Below are 24,920 nucleotides of genomic sequence, written 5' to 3'. Positions count from 1 at the left end.
TCACGCGTGATTTTGCACGAACAGCGCCCGCGGACAACGTGGCCGGTCATCGCCGCCGGCGTGCTCGCTGCGGTCTACATCCTTGCCCCGGTGCTCGCCCTCGGGCTGCGAGTTCCCTGGCCGAACCTCGCCGACACGCTGAGCGCTCCAGCGACCCATGACCTTCTCCGCGTCAGCCTTTCCGCGGCGGCGTTGTCTACCTTGCTATCCACGATCCTGGGCACCTGTCTGGCTCTGTGGCTCCAGCAGCTACGCCGTGTGTCTCACCTCGTGCGGCTGGTGGTTTACCTCCCTTTGGCCATGCCTCCCGTGGTAGGCGGGTTGGCGCTCACCGCGCTGCTCGGGCGCCGCGGACTGCTTGGCCCGGTTTTGGAGCAGGCTGGGCTGCACGTGTCTTTCGCCTTTCCCGGTGTTGTGGCAGCTCACTTATTCGTCACCCTGCCCTTCGTGGTGGTGGCGGTGGATTCTGCGCTGCGGCAGCTCGACCCCGAAGTCGTGGCCAGCGCACGGGGCATCGGGCTGAGCACAGGAACCATTCTTCGGCGCATCATCCTGCCCGCAATCCTCCCTGCCGTGTTCACCGGCGGTGCTCTGGCGTTCGCCCGCTCGCTGGGTGAATTCGGGACGACGATCACCTTCGCCGGATCCCTGCCCGGTTCTACCCGAACCATGCCCAGCGGCATCTACCTTGAGCGTGAGGTCAGCGCGGACAATGCCTATGCGCTGTCGGCCGTATTGATCGGGATAGCCATCCTCACGCTCACCGCGGCCGGAATTCCTCTGCTGCTGCGCCGCCGCCGCGAGCAAGCTGTGCGCGCTTTGCAGCCGATGGACCCGGTTGCGCTCCGCACGATGACCTCCCCGCAGGACTCTCCCCGCGATCTCTTAGCCACGGTCGGCGACACCACCACGACGTTCCGTGGCGGGCGCGTGACCGCGGTGGTTGGCCCCAACGGCGCGGGAAAGACCACGTTGATGCGTTTCATTAGCGGACGCTTGCAGGGAGCCCAGACAAATGCCGAGCGTGTGGTCATGCTCTCCCAGGACCCCGGGCTACCACCCACTGCCACCGTGGAACAAGCTTTGACCATGGTGACCAAGGATGCACAAAGGACCCAGGAGTTGCTGAACGCAGCTGGATTGCAGGAGCTGGTCCATGTTTCCGAGCTTTCCGGCGGGCAGGCCGCGCAGGTTGCCCTCCTGCGCGCACTTGCGGCGCGCCCAGAGGTCTTGGTCGTGGACGAGCCTTTTGCCGCCATGGACGTCGAATCAGCCGCCCGGTGGCGCCACCTGTTGCGCCTCTCGGCGGCCGACCGCACCACCATCATTGTCACTCACAACCGCGTGGACCTCACCACGCTGGCGGATGACATCGCTGTGATGGAAGCCGGCGAGGTCATCTCCCAAGGACCCGTGGATCAGCTACTGGAGCAGCCCACCACTCATTTCATGGCGGAGCTATCAGGCGTCAATCTGCTACGGGGTAGCCTCCGCGATGGAGTGTTCACTCCTGCTCGCAGCGGTGACCACTGGGCGGCCTTCCCCCAGAGCGCACTGAACTTCGACAACGCCGGGGCGCTGAGCGCCACAATTCTTGCTGACTTGGGCAGCTCAACCCTGGTGGAGATCGATGGCCAACGGGTGACTCTAGACCAACCGGCACACAGCAAGGCCCCCGGTGAGGTTGTGCCTGTGTTCCTCGATTCCGCTGCTTTAAGGCTTTATGCGCTGAAATAGGGGAAGAGCTGCGAGCAGATGTAAGATCCTCGTAGCATTGTCCAAGGAGAGGCCGTTTATGTCTACGTCATCTGCGCATAGCCCGCGCTCGTCTACTGAGCTGTTTCCTGACACGATGAAGCTCTCCCCCAAACAGAGCGAGGTTCTCTCAACCCTGCAGACATTCCCGCAAGGAGCACGTGCCGCCGAGATTGCACAGGAACTGGGGATGCACGTTAACACCGCGCGCGGCCACCTTGATGAGCTCGTTAACGCCGGCGCGGTGCGGGTAGTTACCGCCCCAGCGCACGGGCGCGGGCGCCCCTCCCTGATCTTCCAAGTACGAGTACCCGACAACCGTTCGGTGGCGGAGGAATACGTCACGCTGATTAGCGTCTTGGTCACAGCGCTGGCGGATAAAGAGCAGCTCAATGACTTTTCATCCGAGCAAGCACGAGAGATCGGCCGCGCGTGGGCTAAAGCCACGGCGAACAGCCGCGGTGCTGAGGCACTGGCACCGCTCTACCGGACGATGCGCGATATGGGCTTTGACCCGGTAACCTCGGTGGAGCAATTCGCCGAGGAAGGCCGCACCACAGTGCAACTCCACGCCTGCCCGTTCGTCACGGCCGGAATTCAGCCCTCCCCCTTCGTCTGCGCCATCCATGATGGTTACCTAGATCAAGCGGCTGCCGATTCCGGCGGGCGGCTTAGCCTGAAGCTCATTCCTAAAGCCGGAAACGGCGTGTGCCGAATCGATGTGGAAGAGAGCAGCTAGCTAGGCTAACCGCGCTCGACGGAGACCGGCCCGGCGACCTCCAGCTCCAGCACGCGCAGGTTCTGCCCGCGGGCATCATCGAGGATCTCCTCCTCGATGGGCTCGGTGTGCAGGACCATGACGGTGGGGCCAGCGCCGGAGAGATAGGCGGCGTAGCCGCGGTTGCGCAAGCGGTTCACCCACTCCGCGGTGACCGGCAGGACATCAGCGCGATAGGGCTGGTGCAGGCGGTCGCGGGTACCCTCCCACAGCAGGTCCGGGTAGGTGGTCAGCGCCGCCACGTTTACTGCAGTGCGGGAGACGTTGAAGGCGGCATCGGCATGCGTGACGTGCGAGGGCAGCACGCGGCGCACGGCTTGCGTCGACGCATGAAAGTCCGGTACCAAGGCCGTGGCCTTAATCCTCGGGTGCACGTCCAAGGTCGCGGCACGGTACTCCGGCAGCGAGCGGCCGTCGACAGGCACGGTGGTCCAAGAGACCACGGCGTTGCCCAACACAGAGGCAGCTGCGTTATCCGGATGCCCTTCGAACGCCGAGGACAGCTGCACAACCTGCTGTTCCGAAAGCGGGAATCCCGCCAGGCCATTGCCCGCGGCCACGCCGGCCACCGCGGCGGACGCCGAGGAGCCCAGGCCACGGGACTGCGGGATGTTGTTCGTGCACACCACGCGCAAGCCGGAGACCTCCACGTCGGCAGCCTTCAGCGCTGAGCGGATGGCCTTGACAACGAGGTGGGAGCCATCGCGTGGCAGCTCGTCAGCGCCCTCGCCGAAGATCTCCACCTCCAGGCCGGAGCGGGTGACCTCCACCTCCACGGTGTCGTAGAGACTCAGCGCAATACCCAGGGTGTCGTAGCCCGGGCCCAGGTTGGCCGAGGATGCTGGGACCTGGACGGTGACCTTGGTGCCTACTTCGATATCGATACTCATTGTTCTCTCTGAGTCCCTATACGCCCAGGCGGATGACGGAGTGAACGGCCTTGACCTCATCGAGCTCGCCGAGGGCTGCGACGATCTCCTCGAGCACCGCTTCCTTCGCCGCGTGGGTCACCACGATGAGGCGAGCGGTGGCATCGCCGTCCTCCTGGCGCACGGTGCGCAGGGAAACCCCGTGGCGGGCAAAGACACCGGAGATGGCAGAAAGCACGCCGGTGCGGTCTTCAACTTCCATGTCGACGTGATAACGAGTTTCCACTTCTCCGAACTCCGCAATAGGTAGGTTGGCGTAGGTGTTCTCCCCCGGCGCTTGGCCGCCGTGGACAATGTTGCGTGCGGCGCCGATGACGTCACCCAGCACAGCCGAAGCCGTCGGGTTGCCGCCGGCACCGTTGCCGTAGAACATCAGGGAACCGGCGGCCTCCGCCTCGACGAAGATGGCGTTGTAGGACTGGCTAACCGACGCCAACGGGTGATCCTTCGGGACCAGAGTCGGGTGCACGCGGGCATTGACGGATTCCGCGCCGGTTTCCTCATCAACCAAGCGTTCACAAATAGCGAGCAGCTTGATGGAATAACCGGCTTGGTTGGCGGCCGCGATATCGTCCGCGGTGATCTTGGAAATGCCCTCGCAATAGACGTCGTTGAAGGTCAGGCGGGTGTAGAACCCCAGGGAGGCCAGGATGGCAGCCTTAGAGGCGGCGTCGTGGCCCTCCACGTCCGCGGTGGGATCGGCCTCGGCGTAGCCCAGACGGGTGGCCTCAGCCAGCGCGTCCTCGTAGGAGGCGCCGGTGGTCTCCATAGCGTCCAAGATAAAGTTGGTGGTTCCGTTTACGATTCCGGAGATGCGCTGGATCTTGTCACCGGCCAGGGAACGGCGCAGCATGCCGACGACCGGGATGGCGGCAGCCACGGCGGCCTCGAAATAAAGGTCGACGTCGGCGCGCTCAGCAGCCTCCGCCAGCTCATCAGCGTGCGCGGCCACGAGGGCCTTATTGGCGGTAACCACGGATTTGCCAGCATTAAGGGCGGCGAGAACGAGCTCGCGCGGGAAGTCAATGCCGCCGATAACCTCGACGACGAGGTCGATATCATCGCGCAGGACAAGCGCCTTGGCGTCGTCGGTCAGCAGCTCCTCCGGCACGCCTGGGCGCAGCTTGTTCTTGTTGTGCACGGCAACGCCGCGGATCTCCACCGGGCCGCCGATGCGGTGCGCAAAAGCGTCCGCATTCTCCTGCACGAGGCGGAAAACCTCGGCGCCTACGGTGCCAAACCCAAGCAGCGCAATACCTACTGGTTCGCCTTCGGGCTTCTTGCTACGGTTCGTCGTCATGGTGTCCCTTTGTTGATGTTGCGTTTGATTCTTACGTGCTAGCCCATCACTATACAGAACGAGCTGTCTATTTCTATACAAAATGGCCGGCACTGGGCGCGACCGGCCATGTCATAGTGAATAAAATACGGTGAGCTGTGACAACGCCGCGCTAATCGACGTCCAACGCCAGCAAGTCCTCCACCGTCTCCCGGCGCAGCATGAGCTGGGCCTTGCCGTCGCGCACGGACACGACCGCCGGGCGCAGAGCACCGTTATAGCGCGAGGCCATCATGTACTGATAGGCGCCGGTGGTGGCGAAGGCGAGGAGATCACCGGTGGTGATATCCGAGGGGAAACGGCGCTCGTTGACCAGAATGTCACCGGACTCGCAGTGGAAGCCCACGATGCGCGAATCCACGGGCTCGCCCCGGGTGCGGCGGTTGACCACGCGCACGTCGTACTCCGAGCCATAAAGCGCTGGGCGGATGTTATCGGACATGCCGCCGTCCACGGAGAGGTAGCGGCGCATCGGCAGATCCGCCTTGCCGGTCTCCACATCCTTGACCGTGCCCACGCGGTACACGGTGACCGCAGAGGCACCCACCAGGGAGCGACCGGGTTCCACCAGTACGAAGGGCGGCGTGATGTCGAGCTCGGTGGCGGTGCGCTCCACGGCGTCGAGCAGATCCTTGGCCAGCGTGGCGACGTCGAGCGCTTCCTCGTATTCCATGTAGGGAATGCCGAAGCCGCCGCCCAAGTCCAGCTCCTCGAGGGCAACGCCGAGCTCGCAGTGGATGCGCTTGTACAGGCTGAGCACGCGCTCGGCGGCCAGCTTGAAACCATCAGCATTAAACACCGAAGACCCCACGTGGCAGTGCAGGCCCACAAGCTTAAGGTTGGCGGATTCCAGCACCTTCTGCGCGGCGTTGAAGGCGGCACCGGTGGACAGGGAAATGCCGAACTTCTGATCCTCGTGCGCCGTGGCGATGAACTCGTGGGTATGTGCATCCACGCCGGGCTTCACGCGGATCATCACCGGCTGCACGCGGCCGGCGGACGCCGCGATACTATTGAGGCGCGAGAGCTCCTCCTCGTTGTCGAGGACAACGTGCCCGATACCGTTGTCCACGCACAGCTGCAGGTACTCGTCTTCCTTGTTGTTGCCGTGGGCGGTCATGCGCTCCGCCGGGAAGCCTGCGGCCAGGGCCAGCTTGGCCTCGTTGAGGGAGGCCACGTCGAGGCACAAGCCCTCCTCGTCAACCCAGCGCACGATGCGCTTGGTGATGAATGCCTTGGAGGCATAGTGCACGTGGTCGGGCCCGCCGAAGGCTTGGGCCATATCCCGGCAGCGCGAGCGGAAGTCCTGCTCGTCGAAGACGTAGAGCGGGGTGCCGTATTCGGCGGCCAAGTCCGTCAGCGCTACACCGCCAATCGAGACCACACCATTCGAGTCTCGAGCGGCGTTGCGCGGCCACACGTGGGCCGGAAGAGAATTGAAATCAGTCATCGATACCTTTTCTTACATCTTCTCCGGCGCGCTGACCCCGACCATGGTCAAGGCATTGGCCATGACCTGGCGGGTGGCTGCAGCCAGAGCGAGGCGCGCGGAGTGGATCGGTTCGGTCTCTTCGCCTACCTTCGGCAGCACCTGGCACTGGTCATAGAAGCGGTGGAACACGGCGGCAAGCTCCTCGGCATAACGCGCGATGCGGTGCGGTTCACGCAGCGTGGCGGCGGTGGCCACAACCTCGGGGAACTCGCCCAGGGTGCGGATGAGGTCGCCTTCCTTGTCGTGGGTGAGGAGGTCGAGGGGGGCGTCGCCAAGCGCGGCAGTGTCGAAGCCCAGGTCCGTGGCCTTGCGCAGGATCGAGCAGATGCGGGCGTGGCCATACTGCACGTAGTAGACCGGGTTATCGGACGACTGGGAGGCCCACAGGCCCAAGTCAATGTCCAGGCTGGAGTCCACGGAGGAGCGCACCAGCGAGTAGCGCGCGCCGTCGACGCCGATGGCCTCGACGAGGTCATCCAAGGTGATAACGGTTCCCGCGCGCTTGGACATCTTGACCGCTTTACCGTCGCGGACCAGATTCACCATCTGGCCGATGAGCACCTCGACGGCCTCCGGGTCATAACCCAAAGCCTGGGCCGAGGCACGCAAGCGGGCGATGTAACCGTGGTGGTCAGCGCCCAGCATGTAGATGGCCAGGTCGTGGCCGCGGTCGAATTTATCGGCCACATAAGCGATATCACCGGCGATGTAGGCGGCGTTGCCGTCGGACTTGATGACCACGCGGTCCTTATCGTCGCCGTATTCGGTGGACTTCAGCCACCACGCGCCCTCGGCTTCGTAGAGCTTGCCGTTGTCCTTGAGCGTCTGGATAGCCTTCTCCACGGCACCGGATTCGAAGAGGGAATTCTCGTGGAAGTACACGTCGAAGTCCACGCCGAATTCGTGGAGGGACTCCTTGATCTGGGCAAACATCATCTCCACGCCGTCAGCGCGGAAGTTCTCCTGGACCTCGGCATCGCTGCCCTCAAGGGCGCTGGGGTTCTTCTCCACTACCGCCTGCGCGATGTCCTTGATGTAGTCTCCGCCGTAGCCATCCTCCGGGGTGGGCTCGCCCTTGGCCGCGGCCACGAGGGAGCGAGCAAAACGGTCGATCTGTCCGCCGTGATCGTTGAAGTAGTACTCGCGGGTCACGTCCGCGCCGGAGGCCTCGAGCACGCGGCCGAGTGAGTCACCCACGGCGGCCCAACGGGTACCACCCAGGTGGATGGGACCAGTCGGGTTCGCGGAGACGAACTCCAGGTTGATCTTCTTGCCCTGGTAGGTGGTGTTGCTGCCGAACTCTGAGCCGGCGTTAAGAACCTGGGCCACGATGGCACCTTGTGCGGCGGCAGCGAGGCGAATGTTGAGGAATCCCGGGCCCGCGATGGAGGCCTCATCGATGGCGTCGTTGCCTGCAAGGGCGTCGGCAAGCCACTGCGCCAACTCGCGCGGCTGGGCGCCAGCCTTCTTAGCCACCTGGAGGGCCAGGTTGGTGGCGTAATCGCCGTGCTCCGGGTTGCGCGGGCGCTCCACGGTCACGGTCTCTGGCAGGACTGATGCGTCCAGCTCATGCTCGGTGAGCACGGCGGCAGCGGTGTTCTTGATCAGGACGGAAAGATCTTCAGGATTCATAGGGCCAAAGTCTATCGTCCCCGCCGCTGGGAGGCACTATCAGGTCGCGGACGTTAGCAAGGTCACCCACCCCCGTAGTGTGAATCCGGCGACACAAGCACTCGCATGGTTTTACCCTAAACTTGATATCTGAATCGATTTATTCTTTCGCCTCTCTCGCCCGGCCGAAACTTGTGGTGCCACACCGCGGGGACCACCGCAGGGACGCCGGCGGGACTCAACCTGAAGTGAGCGTTATGTCTACATTCACAATCACCACCGACGCCATAGCTGGCAACGTGGGGCTTACCGCGCTGGTGTCCACGCTGCCGCTCATCGCGTTCTTCATCATGCTCTTGGGACTCAAGGCCCGCGCCCACACCTCGGGTGCGGTAGCGCTCCTCGTAGCGCTTCTCATCGCCGTCTTCGGCATGGGCATGCCCACCGGCATGGCATTGTCCTCCGCGGTGCGCGGCGGGCTCTTCGGCCTCTTCCCCATCGTCTGGGTGATCATCACCGCCATCTGGTTCTACGAAGTGACCGTGGCTTCCGGACGATTCAATGACCTGCGCAAGACCTTTGACTTGCTGGGCGATGGCGATATCCGCATCCAGGCCATCCTCATCGCCTTCTGCTTCGGCGGCCTGCTGGAGGCCCTCGCCGGCTTCGGCGCCCCCGTGGCGATTACGGCGACCATGATCCTGGCCTTGGGTGTTAAGCCGCTCAAGGCGGCCACCACGGTGCTCATTGCCAACACCGCGCCCGTGGCCTTCGGCGCGGTGGGCATCCCAGTCACCACCGCGGGCTCGGTCGGCGGGCGCACCGCCGAGCAGACCGCTGACATCGCCGCGTTGATTTCCCTCCAGGTCCTGCTCATTGCCGCCGTCGTGCCTTTCTTCATCCTCTTTATCCTTGACGGCATGCGCGGTGTTAAGGAGGCCGGCCCCGCCGCGGCCGTCATCGGCATCTCCTTCGCCATTGCCCAGTGGGCCGCGGCTACCTTCTTCGCCTACCAGCTCACCAACGTCGTGGCCTGCATCGTCTCCCTCGGCGCGGGTTTCATCTTCCTGCGTGTGTGGAAGCCCAAGGGTGTGGACAGCCTGCGTGAGCGCATGGAGTTGCCCGCCCAAGAGGAGGTCACGGACCTCAACGGCAGCCGCATCTGGATGGCACTGCTGCCCTATGCCGTGGTCACCGCTGTCTTCGCCATCGCCACCGCATGGCCTGCCATCTTCGGCTTCCTGCAGCTCAACGTTGCCTGGCCGCTTCTCGAAGGCACCGTCTTCGACGCCGAAAGCCACGCCATGGATACCGCGTTTAAGTTCAACGTGTTAGGCAACCCGGGCACCCTGCTGCTGATTTCCGGCATCATCGTGGCTGCTATCTACATGTCCTTCAACGAGAACGGCCGCTACACGCTGGAGGCATCGGCACCGCTAGCTAAGTTTGGCGAGGTTATCTCCCGCATGAAGTTCTCCGCGCTGACCATCATCCTGGTCCTGGCGCTGGCCTACACCATGAACTACTCCGGCCAGACCATCTCCATCGGCCAGTTCGTGGCCTCCGTCGGCGGCATCTTCGCGCTTTTCTCCCCCGTTCTGGGTTGGATCGGCACCGCTGTTACCGGTTCGGATACCTCCGCTAACGCCCTTTTTGCCAACCTCCAGGTCACCGCTGCTGAGCGCATCGGCGTTAACCCGGACCTTATGCTGGCTGCCAATACCTCGGGTGGCGTTGTGGGCAAGATGATCTCCCCGCAGTCGCTGGCCATTGCGGCCACTGCGGTTCAAATGGAGGGCGAGGAATCCCGCATCTTCAAGGCCGTTGTGGGCTACTCCGTGGCCTTCCTTGCCGTCGTGTGCATTATCGTTTTTCTCATGACCAACGTGCTGGGCTTCCTGGTTCCTTAAGTTCTCAGTCCTCAGCACCAACTACCCCCAGAATCGGGCACTTCACTCGCCACATCTGGGGGTTTTCGCTTGCCCGCTTTTTGTGACCGCTTCATCTCTGCACGTAAGGAATTTCACAACATTAATGTTGCGATAAAACGCCAGGTAGGAGGGCTAATTCCGCCTCGATAATGTGAGTTTTGGGCGGTAGGCTCATAGATACAAACTCGAAAAATGCCCACTGCGGCTGTCCTGGTAGCGCGCATCCGAGTACACCATCGCTGTGCCAAGCACAGGACAAGCTACAGAGAGGCAGACTAAGGAGCACACGCGAATGCGAATAGCATTGTTTTCCACCTGCATCGGTGATTCACTCTTCCCCGATGCTCATAAGGCCACGGCCCTCATTCTCTCTCGCTTGGGCTATGACGTCGTCTTCCCAGAGGAGCAGACCTGCTGCGGCCAGATGCACATCAACACCGGCTACCAGGAGCAGACCCTGGGCATGATCCGCACTTATGCGGACGCCTTTGCGGATCCCTCCATCGACTACGTGGTCTCCGCCTCCGGCTCCTGCGTGGGCGCCGTGCGTGAGCAGCACGAGATGATCGCTGATCGTTTCGGCACTTCCGCCGATGTGGACGGCGCCAAGAAGGCAGCCGGCAAGACCCTGGATCTGCCGGAGTTTCTGGTCGACGTCGCCGGGGTTACCAACGTCGGCGCTTTCTTCCCTCACCGCGTGACCTACCACCCCTCCTGCCACGGCCTGCGCTTCCTCAAGTTGGGTGACCGCCCCTACCAGCTGCTGAAGGAGGTCGAGGGAATCGACCTCGCCCCGCTGCCTAATGCAGAAGAATGCTGCGGTTTCGGCGGAACCTTCGCCCTCAAGAACGCTGAGGTCTCCGCAGCGATGGTCGGCGATAAGACCCGCCACATCCGCGAAACCGAGGCCGAATACGTCACCGGCGGTGACTCCTCCTGCCTGATGAATATCGGTGGTGCTCTGACTCGCCAGCGCTCCGGTGTTCGCGCTATCCACTTGGCGGAAATCCTCGCCTCCACCAAGGAACACCCGTGGACTCCTACCTCTGCGGCCTACTCCAAGGAGAAGATGCTCTAATGACTTCCTTCCTCGACACCACTCCTCCGCGCGCCCCCGAAGGCTACGGCAACCTGCGCGGCTCGAAGGCCTTCGTGCCGCTGGCTCACGTGGGTCTCAACAATGCTACCCAGCGCCGCAACCTGCACCACGCCACCACCACCATTCGTGATAAGCGCCAGCACGCCGTGGATGAGACCCCGGACTGGGAGCAGCTTCGCGACGCCGGCTCCGCGCTCAAGGATGACGTCGCCGTACGCATGGGTGAATTGCTGGTCCAGTTCGAAGAGCAGGTGACCAAGCGCGGAGGCATCGTCCACTGGGCACGCGATGCCAAGGAGGCCAACGAGATCATCGAGGGCCTTATCCGCGAAACCGGTGAGACCGACGTGGTGAAGATCAAGTCCATGGCTACCCAGGAAATCGCGCTCAACGAGCACCTGGAAGAAGCCGGCATCCACGCCCAAGAGACTGACCTGGCGGAGCTCATCGTCCAGCTGGGAGAGGACAAGCCTTCCCACATTCTGGTCCCGGCTATCCACCGCAACCGCGCGGAGATCCGTGACATCTTTGTCAACAAGATGCCGAATACCGATGACTCGCTCAAGGCCGAGCCGGCGGAACTGGCTGAAGCATCCCGTAAGTTCCTGCGCGAGCAGTTCATGAAGGCCAAGGTGGCCATCTCCGGCGCTAACTTCGGTGTGGCAGAAACCGGCACCATCAACATCGTGGAGTCTGAGGGCAATGGCCGCATGTGCCTGACCCTGCCGGAAACCCTCATTACCGTGATGGGTATTGAGAAGCTGGTCCCGACTTTCCAGGACCTCGAGGTCTTCCTCCAGCTGCTGCCGCGCTCCTCCACTGCTGAGCGCATGAACCCGTACACGTCGATGTGGTCCGGTGTGACCGAAGGCGACGGCCCGCAGAACTTCCACATCGTGCTTCTGGACAATGGCCGCACCGCAGCCCTGTCCTCCCCCAAGGGCCACGAAGCACTCAAGTGCATTCGCTGCTCTGCCTGCCTGAACGTCTGCCCGGTCTACGAGCGCGCCGGCGGACACGCCTACGGCTCTGTCTACCCGGGCCCAATTGGCATCTCCCTGACGCCGCAGTTGACTGGTATGAAGGACCACAACGATCCGTCGGCAAGCTTGCCTTATGCCTGCTCCCTGTGTGGCCGTTGCGACGAGGTATGCCCGGTGCGCATCCCGCTCTCCCAAGTCATTTTGGAGAACCGCTACCAGAAGGTCACTAACGCCACCCCGCCGGTGGAGGAAAAGCTCTTCCAGGTCGTGGAGCTGGTGTGGAAGAACCCGAAGATCTGGAACCAGATCACCCACATGGTGGCGCTCGGCCGTGTCCTCGGTGGCTTCAACGGAGTCATCGACAAGCTACCGCTGTTCATGTCTGGTTGGTCCGAGGTACGCGATACTGCCGTTCCGCCGAAGAAGTCCTTCCGCCAATGGTTCAACTCTGACGAAGCTCAAGAACTCCTCGCCCAAGCCAAGAAGGAGGGCATCAAGTGACCACCGCCAAAGAGGAAATCCTCAACCGCATTGCCGCCGCCCAAAAGCAGGCCGGCCTGCCGGACCACGTAGAGATCCCGCGCGAATACCAGAAGGAAGGCACGCTCAACGAAGATGAGCTGCGTGAGATGCTCGTGGACCGCCTCGAGGACTACAAGGCTGACGTGCACGTCACCGATGAGTCCGGCCTGAACTCCACCCTCGTGGGCATCCTCAAGGAGCGCGGCTGCTCGAACGTCGTCTACGCCCCCGGCATGGACGCTGGGCTTCTCGCCGGCTTCGAGGGCACCATCACCCCGGATGACAACGCCAAGGACCCGCGTGAGCTCGACGCCGTCGACGCCGTGGTGACCGAATCCCACGTCACCTCCGCGCAGACCGGCACCATCGTGCTCGAATCCAATGAGACCTGCGGCCGTCGCGCGCTGACCTTGGTGCCGGACCGTCACGTGTGCATCGTGCGCAAGGACCAGATTGTCTACGGTGTCCCGGAGATGGTCTCCCGCATCAACCCTGAGCGCCCGGCAACGTGGATCTCGGGCCCTTCCGCGACCTCGGATATCGAGCTCTCCCGCGTGGAGGGTGTCCACGGCCCGCGCGATCTCATTGTGGTGATTGTTAAGTAGTGAGGCTTTCGGGGGCACCCGCCCTGTATGAGAGCTCGGCTCACATCACCCCTGACGCATAGGATAAGGCTCGTACCAATTTACGATTTTAGGAGCCTTGTTCTATGCGTCTTTCTCGCGTTTTAGGTTCGGTTCTAGGACCTGTAACCATCGCCGCTGGCTTGGTTGCGGCACCTGCCGTTGCTCACGCCGACCAACCCGCCATCAACTGGGGCCCGTGCCCGGAAGGGGTCACCGAAGAGCGCGCCGAATGCGGCCACGTGACCGTGCCGACCTACCATAATGCTCCCGAGAAGGGCACTATCGACGTCGGCCTTATCCGGTTGAAGGCCACGGGCGAGCGCCAAGGCACTCTGTTCACCAACCCGGGCGGTCCAGGCGGTGACGCGTATAGCTGGGTCAACTTCGCTGCCTGGCCTGAGGAAGTCAAACAAGGATACGACATCATCGGCGTTCAACCGCGTGGTTTGCGCGAGTCCGCACAGGTGAACTGCTCGTCAACTGAGGCGGGCGGAAACCCTCTAGAACAGCTGACAAAGATCGGCTCCATTACCCGCGATGACTGCGAGAAGAACACTCCGGGCTACACCGATTCCCTGACCACGGAGAACACCGCCAAGGACTGGGATGTCGTGCGCCAGGCGCTTGGTGAGGAGAAGATCAACATCTTCGGCCTCTCCTACGGCACCTTCTTGGGGTCCACGTACTCCACGCTCTATCCGGAGCACACCGACAAGGTCGTGCTGGACTCCGGAATGAACCCCAACATGGCGTGGAACCAGATTTTCGCTTCTCAGCAGGCTGGTTATGAGAATGCTCTGCATGACTTCTTTAGCTATGTGGCGAAGAACGACGCCACCTACCACGCCGGCACGACACCGCTGAAGGCCTACGAGCGCTGGTCTCAGATTGTGGCCGCGGAGGCGGGCGTGCGCCCCACCGTGCTTCCTCCGAACGCTCAGATTGGTGACCTCCCGCCGGGGCTCGAGTTTGCCGGCCAGCCCGGCGCCAATGTCATGACTGCGACCGGTGAGCTGCGCGTACAGGCAGAGCACCTCGCGGGCAAGGTCCAGAACCCGCAGGCTGTTCAGGCCACTTCGCCGACGCTCACCGCTACCCGTGACCTCCTTCCCCGCCCGGAGTCGTGGGACTCCCTAGCCAAGCACATTGGCGGCGTCGAAGCCATCAACTTTGAGGCGCAGGCCGCACAACAGGGCGAGCAGGACCCGCAAAAGGTCCAGCAAGAGATTCTCAACTCCATGAGCATGCAGAACATCATCATGTGCAATGAGAACACTGCGCCGACGGATCCGGCCTTCATACCGGCCTTCCTCTGGTCTAACTATGTCACGGTTGACCCGTTCTCACTGTTCAACGCGATGTATGCCTCCGGCGCCGGTTGCTCCGGCCGCGCACCGATCACTACCCCGATTGCCGTTTCTGGTGACAAGCTGCAGACCAAGCCGCTGCAGCTGCAGGCTACCGGTGACCCGCAGACCCCATACGCTTTCTACCGCGGCCTGTCTGACCCGATGCAATCCCGCGTGGTAACCGTCCACGGCCCAGGTCACGGGCACTTCGCGGTGGGCAACAAGGCTGTTGACCAGATTGTGGTTGACTACCTGCGCACTGGCGAGGTCCACACCGCGGATGCCCCGGGCTTCTTTGACCAGCCCCAGGAACAGCCGGCCCAGTAAGCGCCCCAGCGAAAAACTCGAAGCAGTGGCTACTCCGGCCGCTGCTTCTTTCCCACCACACCCCCATCGGCGCTAGGCCAATTACTGCGCTTCAGTCTTTATAGGTTAGAATCGCATCGTTGGCATTTCGCCAGCAATGCCCTTGTAGCTCAGCGGATTAGAGCATCGGTTTCCGGTACCGAAGGTCGCAGGTTCGATCCCTGTCAGGGGCACTTTTTCATGCCCACCTATCGCGAATCGGCCAGTACGCCCCGGCCCACCTTTCACGACGCCACGTTTGCGGGTGGGCGGCTTGGCGCATTTTGCATCTCCCCAGACCTGAAACCCGCAACCTGCAGGTGGGCGTCGTCAAGCGCCCTCCGGCACCAAACCACTCACTTGGAAGTTTCGGGATCGAGGTCTGGGGATATGGAACTAGTGCAAGCGCGCCTTAATATCCGCAACCACTTCTTCCGGGTTCTTCGCCGAAGCAATGAGAGAACTCCGACCCCATTCAATGCGCACCGTCGGCCCAGAGACGATATAGGCTGGTGCGCCATCGACGATGCGCGGGCCCGCACCTTCTTTAAGCCCCGTCTCAGGACCGATACTCACCCCGGTGATCTCGCGCAGGGGAATTCTCTTTGTGAAGACGCCAAAGACGGACACCGCAACCTCGCCATCGTTGACGGCGATCTTCACCCGCATCAGCAGGCAGGCCACGGTTGCAATGATGACTAGGGCACCAAATAGGATTGCTGCCCACGTGGAATCAATCATCGTGGGCACCACCGCTGCCACGACGGCAAGGCCAACGACTATTCCCATCCACAGGAGCGGACCGTTGAGATAGCGAATGTAGATGCGAGAGTCCATGGAGTTCAGGCTATCGGATTAGCGCTCTCTCGGACGAATACGCCCTTCGCGCTCACCGAAAGGACGGGCGGCGGCTGATCAAGGAACGGCGGTGAGCGCGAAGGGTGTAGGAGTCATCATGCCTCGAGACATCGCACTCGGAGATTAATTCTCAGGCTTAGCAGTGGCTCAAGCCGCCTGATGGATCCACGTCACGAGTTAGAGAGATGAGCCTGGTAATAAAGAGGAGGCCCCAGCAGACAAATCTGCTGGGGCTTAAAGTCAAGCTGTTCTCCCCCTGCCAGGCGGCAGCGAGGGAGCGAACCAGGTTACTGGGTGATGTACTGGTTGACGATCGGCTGGGTGATGTCCAAGGTGCCGTGCTCGATGTAGTACATGCCGAACATCATGGCGCCCAGCATCACCACGGAGAGAAGCATGGAGGGAATCCACTGAACGAAGACGGATACCCAGCCGTCAGCCTTGTCACGTGCAGCTGCTTCGCGCTGTTCCTGAGCCAAATCGCGCTCGACCATTATGTTTTGTCCTTTCACTTAGCTCCCCTAGCCAGATGGCGCTCTCGCTCAAGCTGCCTCTGAAAAGCGCGGGGATGCTCGCCCTTTAACACAGAGTATCTTAGCAGTTTAAACAGAGCCGCCCGTAGTTAAACCCAGTAAATCTAGCCGCCATCCACCTTTAGTATGACACCGACTGTGGGTTAGACCCCAGGGTCTTCGTTGTTGTTGAGCGCTTCGACGAATCCCTCGCGGTCTTGGAACATACGCTCAATGTCCTCATCCGCGCCGATAATCCACAGCTGCGAGGCGTCATCGAAGGTCAGCGCGCCCTCCGGGTGCTGCTCGAGGGCCGCCTCAAGCGCGGTGGCTTGTTCCTCGGAGAGCTCATCCAGATCATCGACCGGGCCGACTTGAGCGCTGAGCTCTTTCAGCGGAGTAATGTCGTACGTAGCGTACTGGCGCTCGGGATGCTCAAACAGTTCTTGTCCCATCATGGTGCGGACAGATCACCTCCAGGTGAGTAAACGGTCGAAAACTAACACTACCCGTACGAAGCACAACTAGTCGGTGTGAATACCCAAGCGCTCATCCGGCACGAAGCCGTCATATCCTGGAAGGTTGCTTTCTGAAAGGACGCCCTCGCAGAAACGCAGGACCGCCGGAGCGTCGGCAGGATCGAGGTGATCAAAAACCATGCGGCGCACGGACTCGACGTGCTCAGGTACCGCCGCCTCTAGACGCTCCCGGCCGGACTTCGTCATGACGACCTCCACGCCACGCGCATCGCCCGCACACTTTTCCTTGCGCACCAAACCCCGTTTTTCCATGCGGGTGATTTGGTGGGAGGCGCGGGAGCGGTCCCACTCCAACTCCGTGCATAATTCGCGCAGGCGCCGCGTGTGCTCGGGTGCTTCCGAAAGAGAAACAAGCACCGAAAACTCCGCGGCCGAGATATCGCCGCAGGCCAACAGGGTTTCCTCCATACCGCGATTGATCTTGCGAATGCTAGCTAGAATGTGGCGCCACAGGTCCTGTTCGCTTTCGGTGAGCCATCGAGTGTCCGCTGTCATGGCTCATACCCTACACTCCGGGACTTAAGCCCTTGTAAGTTTCTCCATATCTAGCTCCATTCGCCCAGGCACCCAGGAGTAGCGCTGCGGCATACAGGTCAGCACGATGACCTGAGTGTTTTTCCCGGCCTTACTGAACAGCGCCGCCATGAGCTGAAGGCGCTGGGAGTCCGTGGAACCCAACGCATCATCGATCAAAACAGGCACCGGTTCATCGGAGACCAGCTGGGCTATGGCGAAGCGCGTCAGGATGCTCAACTGCTCTTTGGCACCACCCGAGAGCGCGTCGAAGGACACGGTCTCCCCATCGCGGCTGCGAGCTTCGACCTTGAGCTCTTCCGACAGCTCGAAGTCCACATCCCCGCCGAAGACTGTTCGCGCCAAGCTATTGAGCGCTGTGACAAACGGCGCGGCATAGCGCTGGCGTGCGGCGTCACGGTGGCGCAGCATGAGAGTGCGCAGGTAACGCGCAGCGTTCGCACGGCGCTCGATAGCGGCGTGGCGCTCACGAGCAACCTCGAGCTCGGCGGCGGCTTTCTCCGCATCCTCAGCCGCACCGGAATGCATATCGATGAGTCCTCGGAACTCGCGCATGTCACCGACTGCGGCATTCACCGCTGCCTTCAGGGAGTCCACGTGTGTACGCGCTCCCTTGGCAAGATGCTCGGCGGTGTCCACGTCCACCGCGGACATCTCCGCCAGCACTGCTCTTTCCTCCTGCAGCTTGGCCTGTGCTGCCTCGATAGCCGTGGTCACGTCGGCATCACTGAGTTGAGCACGGGCGGCCTCCACGGCTGCGGCCTTGGCATCGCGCTGCGCGGTTGCCTCCTCCGCGCGCACGGTGGCTACCTCTAATGCCGCGCCAGCCTTGTTCTCACGGTAGGGTGCCACAGCGCGGTCGAGTTCATCGAGCTTCCTGCGTAGCTCCTCTTCCTCCTGCTCCACCACGTCCAGCTCTCGCGGTTCCGCGGCCTCCTCAGCGCCCTCGACGTCCTCAGCCTCTTCTGCGCCGGCCTCAAAACGCGCACGCAGTTCACCGAGGTCCTCCCCTCCCAACGCAGCAGCCAGTTCGCGCGCCGCGGAATCCGCGGCGGATGCGAGTTCGGTGTGTTTCTCGTGAGCGGCACGGGCCGACTCGAGGTCTTCGCACCCGGCATCCTCCAGCAGGCGCGCGAGCTCAGCGCGAGCCTTCTCCACGCCTTCCTCACCGCTTTCGCCGGCACCTGCGGCATAGCGGGCGGTGACCTCGCCTACCTGAAGGGTCGTGCCCTCACGCAACTCGACTGCAAGTTCTTCACCGCTCTCCAGAGAGCGTTCCTCGCCATCGACGGCGACGGAGCCCTTCCCGGAAAAGTACAGCTTGGCAGCAGCCGCCGCTCGCAGGCGCTCCTGGACAGTGACCTCACGAGCCGCCTCTTCCAGTGCTTTCAAGTTTGGCACGTCTGGAGCGGCAGCCAGCTCACGGCGGCGCGACGCCAAGGTCTCTTCCAGCTTGGTCAACGCTTCGAGGCGGGTGCCCAAGGCCTCACGTTCTGCGCGCCGCTGCGCGCGGCGGGCGCGCTGGCGCTCCTGGCGCACGGCCTCATAACGCTTGTGCACCTCGGCGCGTTCTTCTTCCAGCTTCGTGCGCGCCGCGGACTCTTCCTCGGCGCGCTCGCGGGCTTCGCTAACCGCAGTTGCGGCACGCTCGGCCGCTTCAACCGCTGCGGAGTGCTCAGCAATCACAGCCTTGCGCCGCGCCGATTCCTCCTCCGCGCGCGTCACAGCTTCCGCTGCCCGGGTCACCGCTGCCTCCTGCGCCGTGACCTTCTCCTGTGCGGCCCGGGCGGCGACTAGTTCGCCGTCACGGCGCTCGCACTCTTCTACGGCCGCTGGCAAAGCCGCTTCGGCATCGGCCTTCTTCAGCTCAGCGGCTTCATAACGCTCCACCACACCGTCGAGCTCTCGTAGCGCGGACTCAGCCTTCGCGTGCTCCTCCTCCGCCTCTGACAGCGTGGCGATCGCGGCCTTATAGTCCCCCGCCGGCTTGTCCGTCTTCGCGGTGAAATACTCCTTGTACTCCGCCTCGATGCGCGTGAGCAGCTCGGAGTCTTCCGCCACGGCATTCGCCCCGGTCTGCTCCTCTAGTGCCGCAGTAAGGGAAGGAATGCCCACGGCGGCGATGCCCTCGTGGCTATCGTTTTGGCGGACGAAGAGGGCGTCGACTAGCGCGCGGTCCATATGTTCACTGAGAATGCGCTCGAGCTCCCCATCCGCTTCCGCACCGGTCCACTGGCCCGGGCGCGGGGAGAACACATGCAGCTCCGAGGTGCGCTTCTTCACCCACCGCTTGTGGATGCGGAAATGATAGGGCCCCACGGTGGCCTCCAGCGTGACCTCTGGACCCACATCGCGGCCGGCGGGCTGCAGCGCCCTCACCGCCTTAGAGTTGGCGGTGTGTTTTTGCGTCAGCACAAAATCAATAGACTCCACCAATGTGGATTTGCCAGCCTCATTCGGCCCGCCGATGACCACCACACCGGTTTCTGGAAGGTCCTTGACCTCCAGGTGATCCACGCCCCGGACATTATTGAGTTCAACAGAATGTAGCTGCATCATGATTAAGCTCCCTTCGCGCTGAGGCGGAACAGCAGGTTGGCGGCGTCGCGGGCGGTGGGATCATCTAAGTCCTCAAGCAGCTCCGCCAGGGCATCCGCGGCATAACCGCTCAAACTCAACTCGCTGAGCTCCTCTTCGGAGGGCGCCAGATGCAGGTCCATGGTTCTCTCGCGCGGCTTGAGGGAGGCAAAGACCTCCTCCAGCTCCGCCAGCCCCTGCTCCAGACGAGCCTGCGCGCTCAAACCCACGGTGCCACGCAGGCTGTATTTCACCGCGGTACGAATCTTCTCCGGCACGGCCTCGAGCTCCGCAAGGAAGCTTTCAACCTCCTCGAGTGAGTCAACGTCCGCATCAATCGCCCGGAAGTCCCAGCGACCGACGCGGTGCTTGGCGACGTCCACCCGCTCCCCCTCAACGGTCACCACCAAGGCATTGCCCGAATCGCGCTCCCTATCGTCGAAGGCCGTAGTCTCCGGGCTGCCGGAGAACCACACCTTGCCGGTACGGCCCAGCGATTCCGTGGAGTGCGTATCCCCCAAGGCCAGATAATCAATAACGCCTTTATCCAGGCACTCCTCCACGAAGGAGAGGTCGATAGTATCAGCGTCCGAGTCCTCGCCCTCGCCCGCGCGGGACTCCACCTGGCCATGCCCCACCGCGATGCGAACCGTGCCCTCATCGGCAGGCTGCAGCGGCTCCAGCGCGCGGCGCACCAGGTCATAATTAGCCCGCTTGGACAGGTAGGGAGCGCCGACGATTTCCACGCCTGGGCGCACCTCGATGGGCTCTGAATCCGCGATGACGTGCACGTTATCCGCAAAGGAGTTGAAGAAGATGGAATCCGCCACGAGAGGATCGTGGTTGCCGGGCAGCAGGTAGACCGGCACCGGCAGGCGCTTGAACATGTCCTTGGCACGCAGCAGCGTGGATTTGTTCAAGGAGTTGTGCTCAAACACATCACCGGCCACGACGATGAACTCCGCCCCTGTCTCGGTGGCCAACTCCCCTAGCCGCAGGACCGCTGCTTCGCGGTCATCATCAAAGCGCGACTGCGCGGCGGGACTTAAAAACCAGCGTGTCATTCCCAGCTGGAAATCTGAGGTGTGGATGAACGTAACCGCGGCCATGCAAACTCCCTACAACGTGGTCCAGGGCTGGCGCTTGAGCCTCTCCCCTGGGGTGGCAATGTCTAGTGCGTCAGATGATAGTAAAGGTCCTCGACATCGGAGACGGCCCGAAGCAAATCTATGTTCGTATGGCTGACAGACCTCATGGCCTTGCGCAGCAACTCCGGGTCGGAATCATCGACAGCGGGAGCGGTCTTCGGCTCCGGCAGGGGCGGGAGTTCTCGCCCCTCCCAGAACAAGGCATTGCGCTCCTCGGCAGAGATTTCAGAGGCCGCGGAAGCGGAATAAGAGTCCTCCGAGGCCGCCTTGGCCTGCTCCATGACCGCTTGCTCCAGCCGCGCAAAATCGAGGCCACGCAGGGCGAAGATAACGGACGGGTCAGCGTCCATGCGCGCGGCCAGTCGGTCCGCCACCGCCACGACGTGCTTGCACACGTACTCCGGGTCGGGGCAGGTGCAAGAGAAACGGAGGTCGTCGGGGTATTCGGCGATGAGGATGTCGAGGGAGGCGTCGGCAAGCATGCCCTCCCTAGCCTGCGCCACGGAGTTGGGGGTGCGCGCGAACATCTCCGACAAACGGCCGATGTCCTCGTTATTGCGGTAGGGGACCTGAATGAGCACCGCGAAAGGCTCGTTCTGGGAGCCAGCAACCTTGCCGTGAACCGCACCATTGCGCACGTCAAGGCCCACGACGTGGCCTTCCGTGGCGTATTGGCGGCCACGGCGAATGCGGCCGGAATCCGTCTGCTGGTTGACAAAGTTGAGCAGGCGCGTGGCCGCCGGCTGCATGGTGCGCACGCGGTCGACGCGGTTGACCTCTTCCGGCGTGCTCACGCGCTTGCGGGTGCCGAAGTTGGCGTAGATGACGTTATTGTCTTCAGGATTCTTCGGTGCCATTTACTTCTCCTGCTCCCTATAGCTCATGAGATCCGCCAGCTGCTCGGGGCTCAGTTCGGTGAGCCAGCCCTCGCCCTCGCCCACGACGGCACCGGCCAGCTGTGTCTTGCCGTCGAGGATGTCTTGGATGGATTCCTCCAAGGTACCGGCGGTAATCATCTTGTACACCTGCACGTTGCGCTGCTGGCCGATGCGGAAGGCACGGTCCGTGGCTTGGTTCTCCACAGCCGGATTCCACCAGCGGTCCATGTGCACGACAATCGACGCCGCCGTGAGGTTCAGCCCGGTACCGCCCGCCTTGAGCGAGAGCAGCATGACAGGCGCCCCGTTATCGGCCTGGAATTCCTCCACCATCTGATCGCGCCGGTTTTTGCTGACCCCGCCATGGAGGAAGGGAATCTCGCAGCCCAGTTGTTCAGAGAGGTAAGGCTGGAGAACGTCGCCGAAGGCCTTGTACTGGGTGAAGATCAGTACGCGCTCCTGAGATTCGATGGCCTGGTCGATGATCCGCATGAGCTCCTCCACCTTGCCGGAGCGGTGCTTGCCCTTGATGGTGACGGGGCTACCATCGGCCAAGAAGTGCGCCGGGTGGTTGCAGATCTGCTTGATGCGCGTCAGTGATGCCAGGATGAGGCCGCGGCGCGAGATGCCCTCCTTTTTCTTCGCCAGGGCCTGCTCCACGTCATTGACCAGGGCCTTGTAGAGTGCTGCCTGCTCATCGGTCATGCGCACGGTGATGATCTGCTCGGACTTTTCCGGCAGGTCATCGATGATATTCGGATCCGTCTTAAGGCGGCGCAGGATGAACGGACCGGTGAGAAGGCGCAGGCGCTCCGCCATAACATCGCTGCCCTCGCGCTCGATGGCCTTGGCAAAGTGGTTGCGGAAGAAGGAGGCGGAGCCCAAGATTCCCGGGTTGCAATAGTCCAGGATGGAGCGCATCTCCGACAGGCGGTTCTCAATCGGTGTGCCGGTCAGCGCTACGCGGTGACGTGACGGGATGGCGCGCACCGCCTTGGAGGAGCGCGTGGAGGCGTTCTTGATCGCTTGAGCCTCATCGAGGACCACGCGGTCCCACTCCACCTTGCTCAAGGTCAAAAAGTCACGGCTGACCGTGCCATAGGAGGTAATGACGATATCGGCCTCCTGAGCTGCGCTGACCAATTCCTCGCCCTTCAGGCGCCCAGTGCCGTGTTGCACCATGACCTTAAAGTCCGGCACGAAGCGCGTAGCTTCCCTAGCCCAGTTGCCCACCACGGAGGTCGGCGCGACGACGAGGGTTGGCTTCCACGCCTCCGCTTCCCCATCTGTCTCCTGGGCAGCCTTTTCCACCGCCAGCAAAGACAGCAGCTGCAGGGTCTTGCCCAAACCCATGTCATCTGCCAGCACCGCGCCGATGTTGTTGCGGGACATCCAGTACAGCCAGTCCACACCGCGGCGCTGATACTCGCGCAGCTCGGCATGGACCGTATCGGGGATGTCCACGCGGTCGGGTGCCGTACTATCCAGCCCACCGAGCAGCGAGGTATGCCACTCGGATCCGGTGAAGGCCACGGGGTCCTCCGCCATGGACTTCAAGGCCATCTCGCGCAGGTCTGCAAGCGTTACCGCTTCTTCTTGCTCACCCTCATTGAATTCCTTGCGGCGGCGCTCCACCTCGGCCACCAATTCTTCCCAGCCGGGCTGTTCCAGCTGGCGCGCCATCTCTGCGGTAGCGGCGAGTTGCTCCAACTCCTTCAGGGCGCGCTTTCGTGCGGTATCGGCCAACTCGCGCATGTACTGCGAGATCTTGTTGAGAGCCTGGGTATCCGCCATGACCCACTCGCCGCGCAAACGAATCAGCCCGGACTTAGAAGTGATGAGCTCTTGCATTTCGGCGTCGGTAAGCTGCGTGTCACCCACCGAGAGCTTCCAGTCATAGCTGAACAGCTTCTCCATACCAATGTGCGCCTTGGTGGCGGCATCGGCCGGATCACGGACCTCCGTGGTTTCCAGCTTGGCCTTGGTCTCCATGTGGGACCAGGACTTGGGCAGCAGCACGGTGAAACCGGCCTTGCGCAGGGCGGCGGCGTCGTGGGTAACAAAATCCACGAGCTGCTCGGTGGTCAGGTAGACGTCCCAATCCCCCGCATTCCGGCTCGCCGGGGCGGAGTTGTACTTCAGCCGCGGAGCCACGTCGAAGGCATGGCGACGGGCCTCACGCAGCTTCTCGACGCTCCCCCGATCCAACTGGTCCTGCCGCACCGGCAGCGGCGAATCCGTACCGGAGCGCACCAGCAAGCGGATAGGCCACGCTGCGTCCTCGACGGAGTCAGTACTATTTGGCGGTTCCTCCACGAGGAAGACGAGCTGGAGGTCGACAGAAGTAATAGAGTCTTTCCACTCATTGAGCCCACGAAGCAGCTGGGCGCGCCCCTTCTTGACCGGCGCGGTTTTCAGCAAGGCCTGCGCGAATTCATGCCAGGGCGCGGCGCGTGGGGCATCGATCTGCGGGCGCAATTGGGTATAGGCAATCCAGTGCGTGAGCTCGTCGGCCAAATCATCCGAGAGCGCCCGGTTATTAATGGAGAGGATGCCGGGCGCGGAGGCTAGCATCTCTGCCAGCCAGCTGCGCTCGCCCAAGCCAGAAGCCAGTTGCCACATCGGGTACCACTCACCCGCCTGATACGACAGGCGGATGGTCACGCGGCCGGCACGGACGAAACGGTACAGGCCGCGATAGGCGCGGATGAGCCACAGGAGGTCCGGCGCAATAGCTGCACGCTGTTCCGCCGAAACCGCCTGGCTATCGGTATCGAGGTATTCCAGTTTGGCCAGTGTTTCCACTGCCTCATCCGGGGCGAACATGGCCATGGGGACCATGAGGGAGACGTCCTTGCCCTTCGGTGTGCGGAGGGAGACGCGCGCTCGGTTCCGGAAGGTCTTCTTGCTCAAGATGGTATCGACCACATCCGGAAAGGTTCCCTCCGGGACTGCTGAGGGCATGACGATCTTGTGCCCTTCGACCTGTTCGATCCATAGACTCAGGCCGGAGACGGGCAGCCAGAGGCCATGCAGCAGGTAAGAAGCCATAGGGGCCAGTTTAGCAGCACACCTTTGTGGGGAAAGGGTTGCAGAAAGTTCCCGATTCCTGCCC

General features: G+C 62.5%; 19 protein-coding genes and 1 tRNA gene. 8 read left to right on the top strand and 12 right to left on the bottom strand.

What is annotated here, in order from left to right:
- Window positions 1–6 precede the first annotated feature (6 nt).
- Together R3O64_RS05440 and R3O64_RS05435 are read left to right on the top strand one after the other, a co-directional pair.
- The gene (locus R3O64_RS05440) at window positions 7–1,737 is read left to right on the top strand and encodes an ATP-binding cassette domain-containing protein (RefSeq protein WP_339017451.1); all 1,731 of its coding nucleotides are present in this window, start codon (window positions 7–9) and stop codon (window positions 1,735–1,737) included.
- A 58-nt stretch (window positions 1,738–1,795) separates the two neighbouring features.
- Window positions 1,796–2,494, top strand: coding sequence for a helix-turn-helix transcriptional regulator (locus tag R3O64_RS05435; protein ID WP_046648916.1), 699 nt, complete (start codon window positions 1,796–1,798; stop codon window positions 2,492–2,494).
- 5 nt (window positions 2,495–2,499) lie between these two features.
- Here the strand turns inward: R3O64_RS05435 and thrB are convergent, their stop codons facing one another.
- The 4 genes from thrB to argS form a co-directional block, all read right to left on the bottom strand.
- Complete coding sequence (gene thrB, locus R3O64_RS05430; protein ID WP_154737119.1) at window positions 2,500–3,423, bottom strand: homoserine kinase; 924 nt, start codon at window positions 3,421–3,423, stop codon at window positions 2,500–2,502.
- Between the two features lie 16 nt (window positions 3,424–3,439).
- Window positions 3,440–4,762, bottom strand: a complete 1,323-nt coding sequence (locus R3O64_RS05425; protein WP_070525145.1) for a homoserine dehydrogenase — start codon at window positions 4,760–4,762, stop codon at window positions 3,440–3,442.
- Between the two features lie 151 nt (window positions 4,763–4,913).
- The gene (gene lysA / locus R3O64_RS05420) at window positions 4,914–6,251 is read right to left on the bottom strand and encodes a diaminopimelate decarboxylase (protein WP_070525143.1); all 1,338 of its coding nucleotides are present in this window, start codon (window positions 6,249–6,251) and stop codon (window positions 4,914–4,916) included.
- Between the two features lie 12 nt (window positions 6,252–6,263).
- A complete protein-coding gene (gene argS / locus R3O64_RS05415; RefSeq protein WP_339017450.1) occupies window positions 6,264–7,925 on the bottom strand; it encodes an arginine--tRNA ligase in 1,662 nt (553 codons plus the stop codon).
- Between the two features lie 236 nt (window positions 7,926–8,161).
- On the opposite strand from argS, the gene R3O64_RS05410 reads away from it, so the two are divergent.
- The 6 genes from R3O64_RS05410 (at window position 8,162) to R3O64_RS05385 (ending at window position 14,953) form a co-directional block, all read left to right on the top strand.
- The gene (locus R3O64_RS05410; protein WP_070531193.1) at window positions 8,162–9,814 is read left to right on the top strand and encodes an L-lactate permease; all 1,653 of its coding nucleotides are present in this window, start codon (window positions 8,162–8,164) and stop codon (window positions 9,812–9,814) included.
- Window positions 9,815–10,127: 313 nt separating this feature from the next.
- Window positions 10,128–10,913 carry a (Fe-S)-binding protein gene (locus R3O64_RS05405; protein WP_101736598.1) on the top strand — a complete coding sequence of 262 codons (786 nt, stop codon included), beginning with the start codon at window positions 10,128–10,130 and terminating at the stop codon, window positions 10,911–10,913.
- Entirely contained in the window at window positions 10,913–12,418 is a 1,506-nt protein-coding gene (locus R3O64_RS05400) for a LutB/LldF family L-lactate oxidation iron-sulfur protein (RefSeq protein ID WP_101736597.1), read from the top strand. The genes R3O64_RS05405 and R3O64_RS05400 overlap by 1 nt, the downstream gene beginning before the upstream one ends.
- On the top strand, window positions 12,415–13,044 hold the full coding sequence (locus tag R3O64_RS05395; RefSeq protein WP_144014730.1) for a LutC/YkgG family protein: 630 nt from the start codon (window positions 12,415–12,417) through the stop codon (window positions 13,042–13,044). The genes R3O64_RS05400 and R3O64_RS05395 overlap by 4 nt, the downstream gene beginning before the upstream one ends.
- Before the next feature lie 104 nt (window positions 13,045–13,148).
- Window positions 13,149–14,741, top strand: coding sequence for an alpha/beta hydrolase (locus R3O64_RS05390; protein ID WP_070597091.1), 1,593 nt, complete (start codon window positions 13,149–13,151; stop codon window positions 14,739–14,741).
- A 138-nt stretch (window positions 14,742–14,879) separates the two neighbouring features.
- Window positions 14,880–14,953: transfer RNA gene (locus R3O64_RS05385), tRNA-Arg, on the top strand.
- Window positions 14,954–15,155: 202 nt separating this feature from the next.
- Here R3O64_RS05385 and R3O64_RS05380 read toward each other — a convergent pair.
- The 8 genes from R3O64_RS05380 to R3O64_RS05345 all read right to left on the bottom strand — a co-directional run bounded on the left by R3O64_RS05380 (window position 15,156) and on the right by R3O64_RS05345 (window position 24,856).
- Window positions 15,156–15,596: a hypothetical protein gene (locus R3O64_RS05380; protein ID WP_070597092.1), complete on the bottom strand. Its 441-nt coding sequence runs from the start codon at window positions 15,594–15,596 to the stop codon at window positions 15,156–15,158.
- A gap of 308 nt (window positions 15,597–15,904) precedes the next feature.
- Window positions 15,905–16,111: a hypothetical protein gene (locus R3O64_RS05375; protein WP_154737117.1), complete on the bottom strand. Its 207-nt coding sequence runs from the start codon at window positions 16,109–16,111 to the stop codon at window positions 15,905–15,907.
- A 182-nt stretch (window positions 16,112–16,293) separates the two neighbouring features.
- Window positions 16,294–16,587, bottom strand: a complete 294-nt coding sequence (locus tag R3O64_RS05370) for a molecular chaperone GrpE (RefSeq protein WP_070597093.1) — start codon at window positions 16,585–16,587, stop codon at window positions 16,294–16,296.
- Window positions 16,588–16,653: 66 nt separating this feature from the next.
- Window positions 16,654–17,163, bottom strand: a complete 510-nt coding sequence (locus tag R3O64_RS05365) for a MarR family winged helix-turn-helix transcriptional regulator (RefSeq protein WP_070597094.1) — start codon at window positions 17,161–17,163, stop codon at window positions 16,654–16,656.
- 24 nt (window positions 17,164–17,187) lie between these two features.
- Window positions 17,188–19,761: an AAA family ATPase gene (locus tag R3O64_RS05360; RefSeq protein ID WP_339017449.1), complete on the bottom strand. Its 2,574-nt coding sequence runs from the start codon at window positions 19,759–19,761 to the stop codon at window positions 17,188–17,190.
- 2 nt (window positions 19,762–19,763) lie between these two features.
- Complete coding sequence (locus R3O64_RS05355) at window positions 19,764–20,888, bottom strand: metallophosphoesterase family protein (RefSeq protein ID WP_070597096.1); 1,125 nt, start codon at window positions 20,886–20,888, stop codon at window positions 19,764–19,766.
- A gap of 62 nt (window positions 20,889–20,950) precedes the next feature.
- The gene (locus R3O64_RS05350) at window positions 20,951–21,784 is read right to left on the bottom strand and encodes a hypothetical protein (RefSeq protein WP_339017448.1); all 834 of its coding nucleotides are present in this window, start codon (window positions 21,782–21,784) and stop codon (window positions 20,951–20,953) included.
- Entirely contained in the window at window positions 21,785–24,856 is a 3,072-nt protein-coding gene (locus R3O64_RS05345; protein WP_339017447.1) for a DEAD/DEAH box helicase, read from the bottom strand.
- Between the last annotated feature and the right edge of the window lie 64 nt (window positions 24,857–24,920).

Source organism: Corynebacterium hesseae (genome assembly GCF_037850265.1).
Classification (GTDB): Bacteria; Actinomycetota; Actinomycetes; order Mycobacteriales; family Mycobacteriaceae; genus Corynebacterium; species Corynebacterium hesseae.
The sequence above is the reverse complement of the archived record's forward strand: the minus strand, read 5'-3'. Positions and strand labels throughout refer to the sequence as shown.